The organism is Geobacillus sp. FSL W8-1251, assembly GCF_038005945.1.
GTDB lineage: Bacteria > Bacillota > Bacilli > Bacillales > Anoxybacillaceae > Geobacillus > Geobacillus stearothermophilus.
In genome coordinates this window covers 2,635,199-2,649,993 of the sequence record NZ_JBBOUF010000001.1, presented here as the reverse complement: position 1 = coordinate 2,649,993, position 14,795 = coordinate 2,635,199, and the positions used below count along the sequence as shown (strand labels likewise).

The following is a 14,795-nucleotide window of genomic DNA, read 5'->3' as shown; positions in this document are numbered from 1 at the left end:
GATCAGTTTGTCGGCTTTTGATAGCGCAAAATCGGCTTGCGCGCTGCGGTCGTTTCATCAAGCCGCTTGACGACCGTCGTATGCGGCGCTTCTTGAACGATTTCCGGAGTTTCTTCCGCTTCCTTGGCAATTTGAATCATCGCATCGATGAACGCATCGAGCGTCTCTTTCGACTCCGTCTCGGTCGGCTCAATCATCATGCACTCTTCGACGATGAGCGGGAAGTAAATGGTCGGCGGATGGAAGCCGAAATCAAGCAGCCGTTTCGCGATGTCAAGCGTTCTGACGCCAAGTTTCTTTTGCCGCTTGCCGGATAAGACAAACTCATGCTTGCAATGGCGGTCATACGGCAAATCGTAATACTCGGCAAGACGGCGCATCATATAGTTGGCGTTTAAAACGGCGTATTCGCTCACCGCTTTCAAACCGTCCGGCCCCATCGAGCGGATGTACGTGTACGCCCGGACGTTGATGCCGAAATTGCCGTAAAACGGCTTGACGCGGCCGATTGACTGTGGACGGTCGTAGTCAAGGTAGCAACGGCCGTTTTCCCCTTTGGCGATGACCGGTTTCGGCAAAAACGGCACAAGGTCAGCTTTCACCCCGACCGGGCCCGATCCTGGCCCTCCGCCGCCGTGCGGGCCGGTGAACGTTTTATGCAAGTTCAAATGGACGACGTCAAAGCCCATATCGCCGGGGCGCGCCTTGCCGAGGATGGCGTTTAAGTTCGCGCCGTCATAGTACAGCTTGCCGCCCGCTGCATGGACGATTTCCGCCATTTCGACGATTTGCTCTTCAAACAGCCCGAGCGTGTTCGGGTTCGTGAGCATGAGCGCCGCTGTGTCAGGGCCGACGACGCGCCGCAAATCCTCCAAATCAACAAGGCCGGCGGCAGTCGATTTGACCGTCACTGTCTCAAACCCCGCAACGGTTGCCGACGCCGGATTCGTACCGTGCGCCGAATCCGGGACGATTACCTTCGTCCGGTTGAAATCGCCGTTGGCCTCATGGTAAGCGCGGATCATCATGAGCCCGGTCCACTCGCCATGGGCGCCGGCGGCCGGCTGCAAGGTGACCGCATCCATGCCCGTGATTTCTTTTAAATGCTCCTGCAAGTCGTACATCAACTCAAGCGCCCCTTGCACCGTTTCTTCCGGCTGCAGCGGGTGGATGTGGGCAAACCCGGCGAGACGGGCGACGTTTTCATTGATTTTCGGATTGTATTTCATCGTGCACGATCCAAGCGGGTAAAACCCGGAATCAACGCCGTGGTTTCGCTTGGAAAGCGCCGTGTAATGGCGCATCAAATCGAGCTCCGATACTTCCGGCAGCTCCGGTTCTTCAGAACGCAAATAATCGGGCGGCACAAGCTCGCTGACATCGACAGCCGGAACATCGAGCGCCGGCAGGCTGTAGGCGATCCGTCCCGGCTTGCTTCGTTCGAAAATAAGCGGTTGATCGTTATGCATGGCAATCCCCCAATTCATTGACGAACCGATCGATTTCTTCTTTCGTGCGCAGTTCGGTGACAGCAACAAGCATATGATTGGAAAGTTCCGGATAATCACCGCCAAGGTCGCAGCCGCCGATGATCCCCTTTTCGAGCAGGCGGGCGTTCACCTCAGAAACCGGACGGTTGAGCCGGATGACGAATTCATTGAAAAATGGACCGGCAAACGGCGACACAACCCCGTGCTGTTCGAATGCCTGTTTCGCATAATGCGCCTTTTGCATGTTCATCGTCGCCATCTCTTTTACGCCCCGTTTTCCGAGCGCCGAGAGAGCCACCGAGGCGGCGAGGGCATTCAGCGCCTGGTTCGAGCAAATATTGGATGTCGCTTTATCGCGGCGGATATGCTGCTCGCGCGCCTGCAGCGTCAACACAAACCCGCGGCGCCCGTCTTCATCTTTCGTTTGCCCGACGAGCCGGCCTGGAATTTTCCGCATCAGCGGCGCTTTGACAGCGAAATACCCGCAATGTGGGCCGCCGAACTGCATCGGGATGCCAAACGGCTGCATATCGCCGACGACGATGTCCGCCCCCAATGCGCCGGGCGGGGTCAAAATGCCAAGGGCAAGCGGATTGCTCGCGACAATGAACAGGCTTTTCTTTTCATGGACGAGTGGCTCCATCGCCTTGAGCGGCTCGATTTGCCCGAAGAAGTTCGGGTATTGGACGACCACACACGCCACGTCATCCCCTATTTCCGCTTCAAGCGCTTGAAGATCGGTAACACCGCCGTCGTACGCAATTTCTTTTACCTCTAATCTCTGCCCTTTCGCATACGTGCGCACGACATCGCGGTATTGCGGGTGAACGGCCGCGGAAATAAGCACTTTCGTCCGCTTCGTATGAGCGGCAGCAAGCAGCACCGCTTCCGCGAGCGCCGTGCCGCCGTCGTACATCGACGAATTGGCGACATCCATGCCTGTCAGCTCGCATACCATCGTTTGGAACTCAAAAATGGCTTGCAGTTCGCCTTGGGAAATCTCCGGCTGGTACGGCGTATACGCCGTATAAAATTCGGAGCGCGACAGGACGTGGTCGACCACGGCCGGAATATAGTGGTCATACACGCCCGCTCCTAAAAAGGAAACATATTGCTTGGCGTTGGCGTTTTTGTCCGCTAACGCGCTTAACTCTTTCCATAGCTCCGGCTCCGACTTCGCCGGTTTCACGTTCAACTCGCCGCGAAAACGCACTTGTTCTGGAATGTCGGCGAACAGCTCATCAATGGATGCAACGCCGATCGTTCGCAACATTTCCTGCTTGTCTTCTTCCGTCATCGGCAAATAACGATGGAGCACCGTATTTTCCTCCTTGCTTATGACTTCTTGCTTATGACTTCGTCCGCTTGTAAAACGGGATCGGTACAATCTTCGCCTTCAAGCGCTTGCCGCGAATGTCCACCTCCACGACCTGACCGGCTGCGGCAACATCCGCTGTCACGAGCGCCAACCCGATGTTTTTCTTCAGCGTCGGCGACTGCGTGCCGGTCGTAATGAATCCGACTTCAGCGCTCCCGGCAAATACCCGGTAGCCATGGCGCGGAATGCCGCGGTCCATCATCTCGATGCCGACAAGCCGCCGCGGCGGTCCGGCTTCTTTTTGCCGCTTTAACGCGGCCTGGCCGATAAACGGCGATTCTTTTTCCGTTTTGACGGCAAACCCGAGCCCGGCTTCAAGCGGGGAGATCGTTTCGGACAATTCTTGGCCGTAAAGCGGCAGACACGCCTCAAACCGGAGCGTATCGCGCGCTCCCAGTCCGCATGGGAGGACGCCGTCTTCGGCCCCGGCTGTTAAAATGGCCTCCCATAACGTGATGGCATCCTCTGCCTGGCAATAGATCTCGAACCCGTCTTCGCCCGTATAGCCGGTGCGCGAGACGAGCGCCTTTACGCCGGCCACTTCCACATTGTCTTGGAACGAAAACGGACGCATCGCCGGCAAATCCAGATTGGTTAATTTTTGCAGCACGCGTTCGGCCGCTGGTCCTTGCAGAGCAAGCTGCGCCGTTTGCGCTGAAACGTTGTCAAGCTCGACATCCGCATCGATGTGCTCATTCAGCCAGGCAAAATCTTTTTCCGTATTGGCGGCGTTGACGACAAGCAAATAGTCGCTCTCTCCTTTTTGATAAATAAGCAAATCATCGACCGTGCCGCCATCTTCGTTGCACATGAGCGTGTATTGCGCCCGCCCTGGACGAAGCTTGGCGACATCGTTCGTCATCAGTTTTTGCAAAAAGGCAAGGCTTCCGCGGCCGCGGACCGCAATTTCCCCCATGTGGGAGACGTCAAACAGTCCGGCGCGCGTCCTTACCGCTTCATGCTCTTCCTTGATGCTTGCAAACTGCACCGGCATTTCCCAGCCGCCAAATTCGACTGTTTTGGCGTTGTAACGGGCGTATACCGGAAATAGCGGCGTGCGCTTTAACAAGGCGATTCCCTCCCTCATCGAAATGCATGACGCAAAAAAGGACAGACTCCCCCCTTTGCGAAAAAGAGAGGCTCTGTCCTGGCACCTGAAAGTTTCCCGTCGGCCGCTTGCCTGCGCCTTGGCGGCAGCGAGGTCCCGACGGTTTCCCCTTGGGTGGCCCGCCGATAGGCAAGCGCTCTCCAGAGCTGCGTCAAGCAAGAGTCTTTTTGCCTGAGAGATTCGCGTTTCCGCTTGCTCCTTCGGCGCTACATTCCGTAGTCTCTCCCCTTGCCGTCATCCGCCGATCAATAAAATTTTCCAAAGCGGGCATACTAAGAAACGCCCTTGACCGCCATTCATGCGAATGTTCTAAATTTATACTACCATTAACCACTCAAAAAGGGCAATAGGAAATGATCGAACTTTTATAGAAATTAGTCATCAAAATGTTCTTGTTTTGTCTAACAAAGAGGGTTTTTACGGAATAAACATTCGTTACAAGGGAAGGGGATGGACATGAACATTGCGATCGAAATGGACGAGACGTGGAAAAAGGAATTTCTTGAGCGCATTGAAAAAGACGGGCCGTGGGCAAGCTGGGAAATGTATGAGCTGGCGTTAGAGGCAACCCATCATTTAAGCGTGCCGGAATTTGACGGCCTGCAGGCGCCTAAGCACTTGCCGCATTTGACGATCCTCCCGCACCAGCTCGAAGTGGCGCGCCGCGTCGTTGAAGAGATGAACGGCAAAGCGATTTTGGCCGATGAAGTCGGACTTGGCAAAACGATTGAAGCCGGGCTCGTCCTAAAAGAGTATATGATTCGCGGCCTTGTGAAAAAAGCGCTCATTCTCGTTCCCGCCTCCCTTGTTTCACAATGGGTGAAAGAATTGAACGAAAAGTTTTTCATCCCGGCCGTCCAGCAAAAAAAGAGCTACATCTGGGAACAATGCGACATTGTGGTTTCTTCGATCGATACAGCGAAAAAGGAGCCGCACCGCTCCATCATTTACGAACAGCCATACGATATGATCATCATCGACGAGGCGCACAAACTGAAAAACAACAAAACGAAAAACTACGAGTTTGTGCAAAATTTAAAAAAGAAGTTTTGTTTGTTGCTGACGGCGACGCCGATTCAAAACCGGATTGAGGAAATCTTCAACCTCGTCTCACTTTTGAAGCCGGGCCATTTAGGCAACGCCGAGCAGTTTGCCAAAACATACGGCAAAACAAGGGCGGTGCAGGCGAACGAGCATTTAAAAGCGCTCGTCAACAAAGTAATGATCCGCAACCGCCGCGCCGATACACCGATCGAATGGTCGAAGCGCCATGTCGAGCCGGTGTTGATCGAGTTTACGGATGAAGAGCGCGAACTGTACGAAGCAGTGAGGGCGCTCCGCCATGAGCCGTTCGCCGGTTCGTTTTCGCTCATTACGCTGCTTCGCGAGGCGTGCAGCAGCCGTGAAGCGCTGTTTTTAACCATAAAAAATATGATGGAGAAATGCGAAGGAGCCATTCCTGAAGCGCTTGAGCAGGTGCTGGAAAAAATCAACGCCGTCACGACGAATTCAAAGGCGGAAAAAGCGCTTGAACTGATCCGCTCCATTAACGATAAGGTGATTATTTTTACGGAATACCGGGCGACACAGCTGTATTTGCAATGGTTTTTAAAACAGCACGGCATTTCATCCGTCCCGTTTCGCGGCGGCTTCCGGCGCGGCAAAAAAGACTGGATGCAGGAACTGTTTAAACACCACGCCCAAGTGTTCATCGCCACCGAAGCGGGCGGCGAGGGCATCAACTTGCAATTTTGCCGCTATGTCATCAACTACGACTTGCCGTGGAACCCGATGCGCCTTGAGCAGCGGATCGGCCGCGTCCATCGCCTCGGGCAGACAGATGACGTTTACATTTACAACTTCGCCGTCAAACAGACAGTCGAAGAGCATATTTTAACGCTTCTCTATGAGAAAATCCGCTTGTTCGAGCGGGTAGTCGGCGAGCTGGACGACATTTTGGCGAAAATGAACCTCGCCAACTTGGAACGCTACTTCGAAGACGCCTTCGTTCATTCACGGAGCGAAGGGGAGATGAAAATCAAAATGGAAAACATCGTCGCGATGATCGAGCTGGCGGAGCAGCTCGGAAAGGAAGGAGGCAAACGGCATGCAGCAACATGAAATCCGTCGTTTTGTGGAGCGTTATTTTGCCGCCAACGGGTGCACGTTGTTGGAAGCGAATGACGACTATATGACGGTCCAGCTGACGCCAGAAATGGATAAAGAGCTGATGAACCGGCCGTTTTACTGGCATTACATCGAACGGACGGGCGGCGTCCCGCAGCCGATGCAGCTCACGCTGATTACCCGCCCGAGCGAACGGACGGAAAAGCTGAAAGGCGACCGGCTTCATTTCGGGGCGCCGCGGCTGCATCAGCTGTTCCGCTCGGCGCAAAAACGCGGCAGCTTCATTCGTTTGTACGAAGAGCCGGACGCCCCGCTCGCCAGCCATGCCGCCCTTCATCCATGGCTTGGGATGAACGTTGTCATTTCCTACGAATGCGACCGAAAAAAAGATGCCATCGTCTCTCTCGGCCTTCATCTCATCAGCGGCACGATCATCGAATCGTTCCACGAGCGGCTCCGCGCGCGCCGGCTGACGCCGAAAATCCCGGACTATTGTTTTACAATTTCGCCGCTCATTAAGCCGCCAAGCGGCATCGCCCGCCTCGAGCAATATATCCGCGGCCGCATTGCCGCCGACGATCATGCATGGGCCGAGGAAGCGCGCCGGCGCTGGGCCGACGATTTAGCTTTGCTTGATGAGTTTTACAAAGAGACGGAAGAAAAGCCGGAGTGTTATTATATCGAGAAAGAAGCGCTTGAAAAACAGTACAAGCCGCGCATCACCGTTTCCGTCATTAACGGCGGGCTGTTTTACTTGCTGCCTCGCACATCGTGAGCTGCCGTGCGAAAAGCCTGCGCCTGAGCCCGGCGCGGATTCCGCCATCCCTCCCCATCAAAAACGCCCGCCGGCTGCAAGCCAGCGGGCGCCCATTACAGGCGGCGCCGAAACAACAAACGGAGCGAAAGCGGCACGATGCCGAACAAGCGGTAAGAGAGCGGCGGCCGCTCTTGTTTGCGCGCGCTCCGCCGCCGCGCCCGCTCCTCTTTTGGCATATCCATATACGTGACGAACCGCTGGGTGACAAATTTGACATAGTCGTTGACTGCCATCGAAGCCCCCCCTTTTTTCTTTTAGTTTTTCCTCATCTTTCCTTTTTTAACCGTTTTCCGAAAGAAGTCCCCTCCTCAAGAAACGTAAATGGCACAGCCCGATGAGTAGGCGGGAGATGAATTTCGGCCGGCGGAGCAGTTCACCCGTTTTGCTCCGTCCATTCCGTAATATCGAGCGATGGAAGGGCAACGGTGAAGGCGACCGTCCGCTGCAGTCCGGCCGCCGAGCGAACCGTCAAGAAAACCCGGACGCTCGCCTCCGTTTCCTTTTGCCACCGGCAGACCGCCTCCCCGCGCGGATACGTCCACTTTCCTTCCTGTTTCGTTGTCACAGCAGCCGTTGCTGCAATTTGTTCCTTTACATCAAACACCGCCATTTGCACGAGCTCGTCCGCCTCAGCCGCCTGCCGGACGGCGTGCGCCGCCTTCTGCTCCGCCTCGTATAAAAGTGCGGCATTCGTCATAAAAAACGCTAGCAGCAACGCGACGACCGCGACAAGCGGGAAAATCACCCCATCTTGGCGGCCCATTTGTCCTCCCCCCTTACGTCTTTTCCTCCTTGCCGACACCGCGCAAAGCATGAGGCCATAAAGCCTCAATGATGCGCTCGCTTCGTTCCAGGCTTAGCGCCGCCTTGCCTAAAACATCCGCGCCACAAACGCGTCGCACACCTTGCCGTCATCGGCTGTCACTTGCAAAAACAAGCCATGGGCGCCGATGCGATAGGACACCGCCCGCACATGGCGGAGCGCCGTCTCGTAGCCTGCTCCATTCACTTGACGAATCAGTTCCGCTTTTGGTGCAACCAACGAGAAACTGACCGTCTCGCCATTCCATTTGTGTAAGTACAGCACACGGCCATCCGTCGACCATTTTTTCGCTTCATTCAACTCGATTTGCAGCTGCTGCAAAAACAGCCTCCATTCCAAGCGCGCAAATCCGTCGCTCGGCTCTGCGGCGAGCGGGCGGACAGCAAGCAGCGCCGGGATGACCGCGGCCACCGCTAAAGCAACAGCCAAGGCCATCAATGCCTCAAGCAATGCAAACCCGCCTTCCTTACTTCCTATCGCTTGCTGTACCCGCACCGTTCTTTTTCGCGGCCGGCATAATCGTTCCAACGCACACAGACTTTCCACATCCGCCCTCCTTCCTCATACGCCCGAAGCCGAAACACCGTCCGCCCAATCGATGCCTTCGTTTCACCAACAAGCGGCTCCTCATACAGCGCAATGGCCAGCAGCCGCTGCGCTTGTTCTTCAAGAGCGAGGTTGTTCCGTTCAAGCTCCATTTGCATCAACATAGGCAGAAAAACGGCGGCCGCCGTCCATAACAGCGCCAACGCGAACAACGCTTCCATGAGCAAAAATCCGCGGCTACATTTTTTGCACATAAAACCGCCCCTTCCCGAGCAAAAACGTCACCTTGTAGCTGCCCCGGCCGCTTTTCACCCAAACAGTTCCCGCTTGCTCGATATTGCCATTATCGGTAAAGATGAGCGGATTACGGAGCGTGCCGAGCTGAAACCGCCAAGGCGCAGGAAGCGAGCGGACAACGACTGTCCGGCCGCTTCCTCCTTCGACCGCCCTATACTCACCGCGTCCATTGCTGAAAAAGACGGACACCTTCCTCCGATGGGCGATGGCGTGCTGCTGCGCGCTGTACAAGTCGACGCGCAGCACGGCCAGCATATGCGCTTCCTCCTGCTGGCGCACCGCCCCACCGAACGCCGGAACAGCCAACACCGACAGCAAAAGGACGACCGATAAAACGACCAGCATTTCAAGCAGCGTAAACCCGCCGTTACGAGCCACTTTCACTCACATCGCCGTTCGCGCTGATTTGGATGGCATGACCGTTCGGACATTTGTCCGACTTGATATAGCGGCCAGCGAGCAATTCCTGCACCGTCGGAATTTTGTTATGTTCCATCTCGTATGCCTTCACTTGCGCCTGCACGGTGTTCAGAAACGCTTCGCACCCTTTTTCGTTAATCATGCTGTTATGTTTCGCAATGTTCGGAATCGCAATGAGCAGCAGCACGGAAATGACCATCAGGACGATCAACATTTCAATGAGCGTAAACCCTTTTTGGTTCACAACTATTCCTCCTCGCTCGACAAATGTAGTTATCGCTTGTTTTACAAGCTGTTCAACATCGAAAACATTGGCAGCAAAATGGCCAAATACATGCCGACAATCAGCGCCCCGACAACCGACAGCAAAAGCGGCTGCACGAGCTTCAGCGCAGCCTCGGCCCGTTTTTCGATCATCTGCAGCAAAAACTCGCTGTAATGTTCAAGTTCTTTGCCAAGCTCGCCGTTCGACTGGCCGTGGCGGATGACAAGCGCCAGCTCTTGTTCGTAATAGCGGGCGGCGCCGATTAATCTGTCAAGCGCCATCCCTTTCATCAACCCGTGGCGAAGGCGCCGGCCTTCCATTTGCAAAAATGGCCAGGACGACGGCTCGCTGAACACGCCGAGCGCATCATAAACCGACAACCCGGCCTGCAGCAAGCGCCCGAGCTGTCGGGCAGTCAGGCAGGTGAGGAACAGTCTCAGAAACGAAGCAAGCCCTGGAATTCGCAAGGCGAATTGAAGTTTTCGGGAGACCGGCCAGCGGCGGAAATAAGCGGTGTAAAACAGCCCAGAGAACACCGCCAAGACGGCGATGGCCGCCATCGCCATAGGGGCATGGGCGACCACCGCAAGCAGCCAAGCGGTGTGCCCGCGTTGTGGAGAAAACGCCGCCGCCGCCCGTTCAAACTGCGGCAGCAGCCACCATTCCATCAAGACGAGCATGATGATGAGCAAAGAAAGAAGGAACAGCGGATAGCGGCTGAAGCGGTGAAGCTGCTCGTAGAAGCGCGCTTTTTGCGCCAGCGCTTCCCCTGTCTCTGCCATGCCGCGCGGTAAATCGCCATGCCGTTCGGCAAAAAAGAGAAGGTTAACCGCCATGCGGTCGACCGACAGCGCTTCGACAGCCGCAAACAGCGGCAGCCCGGCGCGCAGCTGCTGCAAACAGCGTTCCACTTCCATCCGGCGGTGTGTGGGAGCCTGAATGGCCAAAAACTCAAGCGCTTGCCCAAGGGGGTAACCGCGCTCGAGCAACCGGCCGAGCCGAGTGAAAAACAACGCCTGTTCAGCGAGCGGCCACATTTTGCGTTTCATCTTTCTCCCCCTCCGACGAGCTCAAGCATGCGAACGGGCAGGTAGCCGAGCGCAATCCCCTTGCGGATCAAGCGCGCCAGCGTCATATAAGAGCGCTTTGGCTTCCCTCTCCCATTGGAGAGGGAACGAATCACGTCCTCCAGCGCTGAACCGCAAAGCAACTCATAAACAGCCGTGCGCCGGCGTCGTCCAAGACGGCCGCACGATGGATGGCAATCGTCGCCGCACAGCGGGCAGCAAAGCTCGACAAGCCGCTGGGCAGAGACGGCAAGCAGCGTCTCGGCCAAATCGCCGAGCGGAATGCCGAATTCATGCAGCCGGTAGACGGCGCCGACTGCATCGGCGGCGTGCATCGTCGAGACGACCAAATGGCCGCTCAACGCTGAACGGATGGCAATGGCCGCCGTATCATGATCGCGGATCTCGCCGACCATCAACACATCCGGGTCATGGCGCAGCGCCGCTTTTAACCCGGCGGCGTATGTGATGCCTGCTTTTTCATTGATTTGCACTTGCAACAATCGTTCGTTCTGTTTTTCGATCGGATCTTCAAGCGTGATGATGTTGCGTTGCCTTTCAGCTTGGCAAAGATCAAGAAGGGTGTAGAGGGTCGTCGTTTTTCCCGACCCCGTCGGGCCGGTCAACAGCACAAGCCCTTGCGGATGCTGCATGAAGGAAAATAATCGTGCGGTGGAGCGGAAGAATAAAGATAGTTCGCGAAGCGGCAGAGAGAAGCGCTGCGGCAGAAGCCGAATGACGAGGCTTTCATCGTAGAGCGTCGGCAATGTCGATAAACGCAAATACACCGTTTCCCCAAACTCAGCCACTTCCATGGCGCCGCTTTGCGGACGGCGTCGTTCCCCGATGTCCATGCCGGCTAAAAATTTAAAGTGGGCGATGAGACGTTCCGCCGTTTCCTTCGAAAGCACGCCAACGTCGACAAGCATGCCATCAAGCCGAAGACGAACAGCGGCATCGCGGCGGCGCGGAACGAGGTGAAGATCCGAGGCGCGGCGCTGCACCGCTTCGGCGAGAAGGCGGTTTGCCGTTTGTTCGATCTCGTTCAGCACATATTCCCTCCTTTCGACAGACTGCTTTGTATTTCGACGAGCATGAGTCGTTATCCTGCTTTTGGCGCAGCTTTTTTGTGAAATTTTTTTGAATGTCAGTCCACTCACTGCCAATAGTGACAAAAATCATTCCTCGCTTTGGACGATTTCATTATAATAACCATATCAATGATTCATTTAGGAGGGAAACCAATGGAACAAACGCTGAAAATCACAAGCGTATTGTCTGACCCGACAAGATTTCATATTTATGAATATATGGCAAAAGTGCATCGCGAAGTTTCTGTTCAAGAAATCGCAGAAAAATTTCATATCCATCCAAACGTTGCCCGCTTGCATTTAACGAAGCTTGAAGACGTTCGCATGGTCGTATCGGATACGCAAAAAACGGGAAAAGGCGGGCGGCCGAGCCGGCTGTACCGCCTGTCCGACGAAGTGATCGGGCTGTATTTTCCGTTCCGCGATTATCAACTCCTCGCCCGCATCGCCATTCAAACGATGGCCAAACTCGGTCCCATTGGAAGCGAGGCGTTGCGTGAAACAGGAAAGCGGTTCGGCCGTGAGCTCATCGCCAGCCGTTTGCCGCATAACGGCACAGCGAGCGCGCTCACCATGGCGGACAAAATCGCCATAATGGAAGAGGCGGCCGAAGCGGCTGGATTTTTGCCGCAATTGCACTATGATGAAGAAAAAGGAGTGCTATACCTCGATATTTTCAACTGCCCGTTCAAAGAAATCGCCGCGCAAGCACCTGATACCGTCTGCGGCATGCACCACGCTTTTTTGGAGGGAATGGTCGAGACGCTGTTTGCCGGTGCTGAAGTAACGGAAACGGAAAATATGATGGAAGGCAGCCACCGCTGCGCCTACCGCACCATCATCCGTCCGTGACAGCGTCCCTCCTTCCTTCTTTTTTGTCTGAAGCAAGCAACGGCCGGCATTGGCATCATTTCTTACCACTTGTCCGAAAGCGTTATTTACATTCCCAATCATTGTACATTATAATAAGTAAAGACCAATGGATTGCTCAAAAAGGAGGGATACATAATGGATCGCATGTTCCGCGTCTTGGCTTTTTGGACTGGCATTTTTGCCGTCATGTTTTATCTTGGCCATATGCATACGACATCGCTCATCTTCTTTGGCCAAACCGTGTTTTTCCTTTTCGTCGGCTTTTTGAAACTGACCGAGCGAATGTACATTTACATTTTCGGGGCGTATTTGACGATTTTCTTTGCCGCTTTTACATACTGGACGACGTTCATGATGGTGCCCGGCATGGGCGAATGAAAACAGGCAGAGCCCGTTCTCTGCCTGTTTGTCTTTATGGCAAAAATTCCGGCGCCGCCCAAATGTCCGGGATGGGAAGCTTCACGCCTTTTTGTCCGATGAGCACATCGAAAAAACGGCTGATGCCGTCATCGGCGACCAACGCGCGAAGCATCCGGTCTTCCCGGCTCGGCGGGGCAAACAACTCCGCGCTTTTGGAAACTGCCCATTCGTCCAAGAGACCGGCAGCAAGCAAAAACCGATCTTGGCGGAGAAACGCCACCTCCTCCCACCCGGTCTGCCGGGCGTACAAGCGGATGGCATCCCACTGTACATGGGCCGTCAAATCCATCTCCCCAGGACGGTGAAGCGGGTCGGGGACGAGCCGATGGCGGAAATAACCCCGCAAGCTGCCGTGCCGCCGCGCCGGCGCCCGCAGCTGTTCGTCCGTATAACCATAATCAATCGTCACCATCACCGCCTGGCGAAACTGCGGCCCGATGTCAAGCCAAAATGATCTTGCCGCGAGCGGCACTTCCAAGCGCTGCTCTTCGGCAAGCGAGAGGCCGCGCTCAGCCAAGTAGCGAGCAATATCCAAATTGCAAAGCGGCTCCTTTTCCTCGACGAGCCGACCGTCACGGGCGGCGACGAAACATTCATAAAGAATCCCTTGTTCCTTTGCAATCACATGAACCGGGAGTGCGTCAAAAAATTCATTGCTGAATACGATCCCAGAAAACGGCCCACGCTCGGCGAGCCAGCGGGAGACGTTGTCATATTGCTCCACTTTATCGGCAGCCGCGCGAAGCGTTTCCCGCTGCCTTTGACGGTGGAACAGGCTTTGATCGATGATCGTATACGACAGCTCACGGTATGTATCAGGGCTTTTTTTCTCCCATTCTTCCAATATCGCCAGCGCCAAACGTCCATCCCCGCCCCCCCACTCGCAAATCGCCGGCGGCAGGCCGCCCCGCTCGACAATCCGAATGAAAAACGAAGCAAGCGCTTTTCCGAATACGGCAGCGAACGAGCTGTTCGTAATGAAATCTCCCTTCCTGCCGATTTTCGTCCGCTCGCGCATATAATAGCCCGCCTGTGCGTCATAAAGCGCCATGTTCATATAATCGGCGTATGACACCCGCCCTCCCGACGCCGCGGCAATTTGTTCGTACAGTTGTCCCATGATGGTTTCCTTCCTTAAATTTTTTATTTTTACTATTGACATAGTGAGAACAATGGTATATGATTACAGTAGTAGCTTAACTATATCCCCTCCCATTATTATGGATAGAACATCCCCCAAAAACCCTTCTTGGCGCGGCTGAGAGGGGTTTTTTATTTTGCAGGCTTCACAGGCAGACGCCTGTCTGCCTGTTTCCATGTCCTCTCCGGAAGCCCTGCCGTGCGGCGGCTGCCGGGAAATCAAGAAAACCCGTGCAAAAATGGATTGGTGTCCATTTCCATGCCGATCGTCGTCTCCGGTCCATGCCCGGACAAAACCAACGTCTCTTCAGGCAGCGTCAACAGCTTGCGGTGAATGCTTGCCAACAGCTGCTGGTGGTTGCCGCCCGGCAAATCGGTGCGCCCGATGCTGCCGGCAAACAGCGCATCGCCTGAAAATACGAGCTGCGCGGCTTCACAGTAATACGAGACGCTGCCCGGCGAATGGCCAGGCGTTTCCCGCACGTCAAACACAAACGGACCGATCGTCAACGTCGTCCGCCCTGTAAGGCATGTCGGCTCGCAACGGACAACGACCGGACCGCCGAAATAAAGTGAACCGTTGAGCGCCGGATCTTGCAGCCATGATTTTTCGTTTTCATGCACATACACGGGAATATCCCAGCGGGCGAGCACATCAGAAATGCCGCCGATATGGTCAAAATGGGCATGCGTCAGCAAAATCGCCAGCGGGGTCAATTTCTTTTCTTCAATTCGGCGCACGATCGTTGCTCCTTCCGCTCCAGGGTCAATGATGACACATGCACCGTCCGCGGCCGACAACAAGTAGGCGTTCGCCTGAATCGGGCCGACAGGAATGCGCGTCCATTCCATCACCGTCTCCTCCTTATCGTTGGCATGGTCAGCGTTATCCTTATTTTACCGTTTTTCTCCCGCCGATGAAAGAGAAACATG

At 55.1% G+C, this 14,795-nt stretch carries 17 protein-coding genes and 1 riboswitch; of the genes, 4 read left to right on the top strand and 13 right to left on the bottom strand.

Features of this window, described 5'->3' with window-relative positions:
* Positions 1–2: 2 nt before the first annotated feature.
* Genes gcvPB through gcvT form a run of 3 tightly spaced genes read right to left on the bottom strand, consistent with a single transcriptional unit; the run spans position 3 to position 3,937 of the window.
* Positions 3–1,469, bottom strand: coding sequence for an aminomethyl-transferring glycine dehydrogenase subunit GcvPB (gcvPB, locus tag NSS88_RS13940; RefSeq protein ID WP_033010187.1), 1,467 nt, complete (start codon positions 1,467–1,469; stop codon positions 3–5).
* Entirely contained in the window at positions 1,462–2,808 is a 1,347-nt protein-coding gene (gcvPA, locus tag NSS88_RS13935) for an aminomethyl-transferring glycine dehydrogenase subunit GcvPA (RefSeq protein ID WP_049625172.1), read from the bottom strand. Before gcvPA ends, gcvPB begins: the two co-directional genes overlap by 8 nt.
* A 31-nt stretch (positions 2,809–2,839) precedes the next feature.
* Positions 2,840–3,937 carry a glycine cleavage system aminomethyltransferase GcvT gene (gcvT, locus tag NSS88_RS13930; RefSeq protein ID WP_033016486.1) on the bottom strand — a complete coding sequence of 366 codons (1,098 nt, stop codon included), beginning with the start codon at positions 3,935–3,937 and terminating at the stop codon, positions 2,840–2,842.
* Positions 3,938–4,125: 188 nt separating this feature from the next.
* Positions 4,126–4,214: riboswitch (glycine riboswitch) on the bottom strand.
* Between the two features lie 218 nt (positions 4,215–4,432).
* Between gcvT and NSS88_RS13925 the strand changes: the two genes are divergently transcribed.
* Positions 4,433–6,097 (top strand): DEAD/DEAH box helicase, encoded by a 1,665-nt coding sequence (locus NSS88_RS13925; RefSeq protein WP_049626130.1) that lies wholly within the window; start codon positions 4,433–4,435, stop codon positions 6,095–6,097.
* Positions 6,084–6,878 carry a YqhG family protein gene (locus NSS88_RS13920; RefSeq protein ID WP_033016406.1) on the top strand — a complete coding sequence of 265 codons (795 nt, stop codon included), beginning with the start codon at positions 6,084–6,086 and terminating at the stop codon, positions 6,876–6,878. The genes NSS88_RS13925 and NSS88_RS13920 overlap by 14 nt, the downstream gene beginning before the upstream one ends.
* A 95-nt stretch (positions 6,879–6,973) precedes the next feature.
* Here NSS88_RS13920 and NSS88_RS13915 read toward each other — a convergent pair whose 3' ends face one another.
* The 8 genes from NSS88_RS13915 to comGA all read right to left on the bottom strand — a co-directional run bounded on the left by NSS88_RS13915 (position 6,974) and on the right by comGA (position 11,390).
* Positions 6,974–7,153: a YqzE family protein gene (locus NSS88_RS13915; protein ID WP_033016405.1), complete on the bottom strand. Its 180-nt coding sequence runs from the start codon at positions 7,151–7,153 to the stop codon at positions 6,974–6,976.
* 140 nt (positions 7,154–7,293) lie between these two features.
* The gene (comGG, locus tag NSS88_RS13910) at positions 7,294–7,683 is read right to left on the bottom strand and encodes a competence type IV pilus minor pilin ComGG (protein WP_033016402.1); all 390 of its coding nucleotides are present in this window, start codon (positions 7,681–7,683) and stop codon (positions 7,294–7,296) included.
* Positions 7,684–7,791: 108 nt separating this feature from the next.
* Positions 7,792–8,193, bottom strand: coding sequence for a competence type IV pilus minor pilin ComGF (gene comGF / locus NSS88_RS13905; protein WP_230581369.1), 402 nt, complete (start codon positions 8,191–8,193; stop codon positions 7,792–7,794).
* Between the two features lie 23 nt (positions 8,194–8,216).
* Positions 8,217–8,543 (bottom strand): hypothetical protein, encoded by a 327-nt coding sequence (locus NSS88_RS13900; RefSeq protein ID WP_033016399.1) that lies wholly within the window; start codon positions 8,541–8,543, stop codon positions 8,217–8,219.
* Positions 8,527–8,970, bottom strand: coding sequence for a competence type IV pilus minor pilin ComGD (comGD, locus tag NSS88_RS13895; RefSeq protein WP_227412606.1), 444 nt, complete (start codon positions 8,968–8,970; stop codon positions 8,527–8,529). The genes NSS88_RS13900 and comGD overlap by 17 nt, the downstream gene beginning before the upstream one ends.
* Positions 8,954–9,250, bottom strand: a complete 297-nt coding sequence (gene comGC, locus NSS88_RS13890) for a competence type IV pilus major pilin ComGC (RefSeq protein WP_080706542.1) — start codon at positions 9,248–9,250, stop codon at positions 8,954–8,956. The genes comGD and comGC overlap by 17 nt, the downstream gene beginning before the upstream one ends.
* A gap of 41 nt (positions 9,251–9,291) precedes the next feature.
* Positions 9,292–10,320, bottom strand: coding sequence for a competence type IV pilus assembly protein ComGB (gene comGB / locus NSS88_RS13885; RefSeq protein WP_033016395.1), 1,029 nt, complete (start codon positions 10,318–10,320; stop codon positions 9,292–9,294).
* Entirely contained in the window at positions 10,317–11,390 is a 1,074-nt protein-coding gene (gene comGA, locus NSS88_RS13880; protein ID WP_011231917.1) for a competence type IV pilus ATPase ComGA, read from the bottom strand. The genes comGB and comGA overlap by 4 nt, the downstream gene beginning before the upstream one ends.
* A gap of 192 nt (positions 11,391–11,582) precedes the next feature.
* On the opposite strand from comGA, the gene NSS88_RS13875 reads away from it, so the two are divergent.
* Together NSS88_RS13875 and NSS88_RS13870 are read left to right on the top strand one after the other, a co-directional pair.
* On the top strand, positions 11,583–12,281 hold the full coding sequence (locus NSS88_RS13875; RefSeq protein WP_011231918.1) for a helix-turn-helix transcriptional regulator: 699 nt from the start codon (positions 11,583–11,585) through the stop codon (positions 12,279–12,281).
* A gap of 156 nt (positions 12,282–12,437) precedes the next feature.
* A complete protein-coding gene (locus NSS88_RS13870) occupies positions 12,438–12,680 on the top strand; it encodes a DUF2626 domain-containing protein (protein ID WP_033010198.1) in 243 nt (80 codons plus the stop codon).
* 34 nt (positions 12,681–12,714) lie between these two features.
* Here NSS88_RS13870 and NSS88_RS13865 read toward each other — a convergent pair whose 3' ends face one another.
* Complete coding sequence (locus NSS88_RS13865; protein WP_341085094.1) at positions 12,715–13,842, bottom strand: class I SAM-dependent methyltransferase; 1,128 nt, start codon at positions 13,840–13,842, stop codon at positions 12,715–12,717.
* A 239-nt stretch (positions 13,843–14,081) separates the two neighbouring features.
* Entirely contained in the window at positions 14,082–14,714 is a 633-nt protein-coding gene (locus NSS88_RS13860; protein WP_049625174.1) for an MBL fold metallo-hydrolase, read from the bottom strand.
* Between the last annotated feature and the right edge of the window lie 81 nt (positions 14,715–14,795).

Excerpts from the sequence above, each read along its gene's own strand:
- NSS88_RS13865 (WP_341085094.1), bottom strand. The coding sequence starts at position 13,842 with ATGGGACAACTGTACGAACAAATTGCCGCGGCGTCGGGAGGGCGGGTG.
- comGB (WP_033016395.1), bottom strand. The coding sequence starts at position 10,320 with ATGAAACGCAAAATGTGGCCGCTCGCTGAACAGGCGTTGTTTTTCACT.
- NSS88_RS13915 (WP_033016405.1), bottom strand. The coding sequence starts at position 7,153 with ATGGCAGTCAACGACTATGTCAAATTTGTCACCCAGCGGTTCGTCACG.
- NSS88_RS13875 (WP_011231918.1), top strand. The coding sequence starts at position 11,583 with ATGGAACAAACGCTGAAAATCACAAGCGTATTGTCTGACCCGACAAGA.
- gcvPB (WP_033010187.1), bottom strand. The coding sequence starts at position 1,469 with ATGCATAACGATCAACCGCTTATTTTCGAACGAAGCAAGCCGGGACGG.
- NSS88_RS13900 (WP_033016399.1), bottom strand. The coding sequence starts at position 8,543 with ATGTGCAAAAAATGTAGCCGCGGATTTTTGCTCATGGAAGCGTTGTTC.
- NSS88_RS13860 (WP_049625174.1), bottom strand. The coding sequence starts at position 14,714 with ATGGAATGGACGCGCATTCCTGTCGGCCCGATTCAGGCGAACGCCTAC.
- NSS88_RS13925 (WP_049626130.1), top strand. The coding sequence starts at position 4,433 with ATGAACATTGCGATCGAAATGGACGAGACGTGGAAAAAGGAATTTCTT.
- comGG (WP_033016402.1), bottom strand. The coding sequence starts at position 7,683 with ATGGGCCGCCAAGATGGGGTGATTTTCCCGCTTGTCGCGGTCGTCGCG.
- NSS88_RS13870 (WP_033010198.1), top strand. The coding sequence starts at position 12,438 with ATGGATCGCATGTTCCGCGTCTTGGCTTTTTGGACTGGCATTTTTGCC.
- NSS88_RS13920 (WP_033016406.1), top strand. The coding sequence starts at position 6,084 with ATGCAGCAACATGAAATCCGTCGTTTTGTGGAGCGTTATTTTGCCGCC.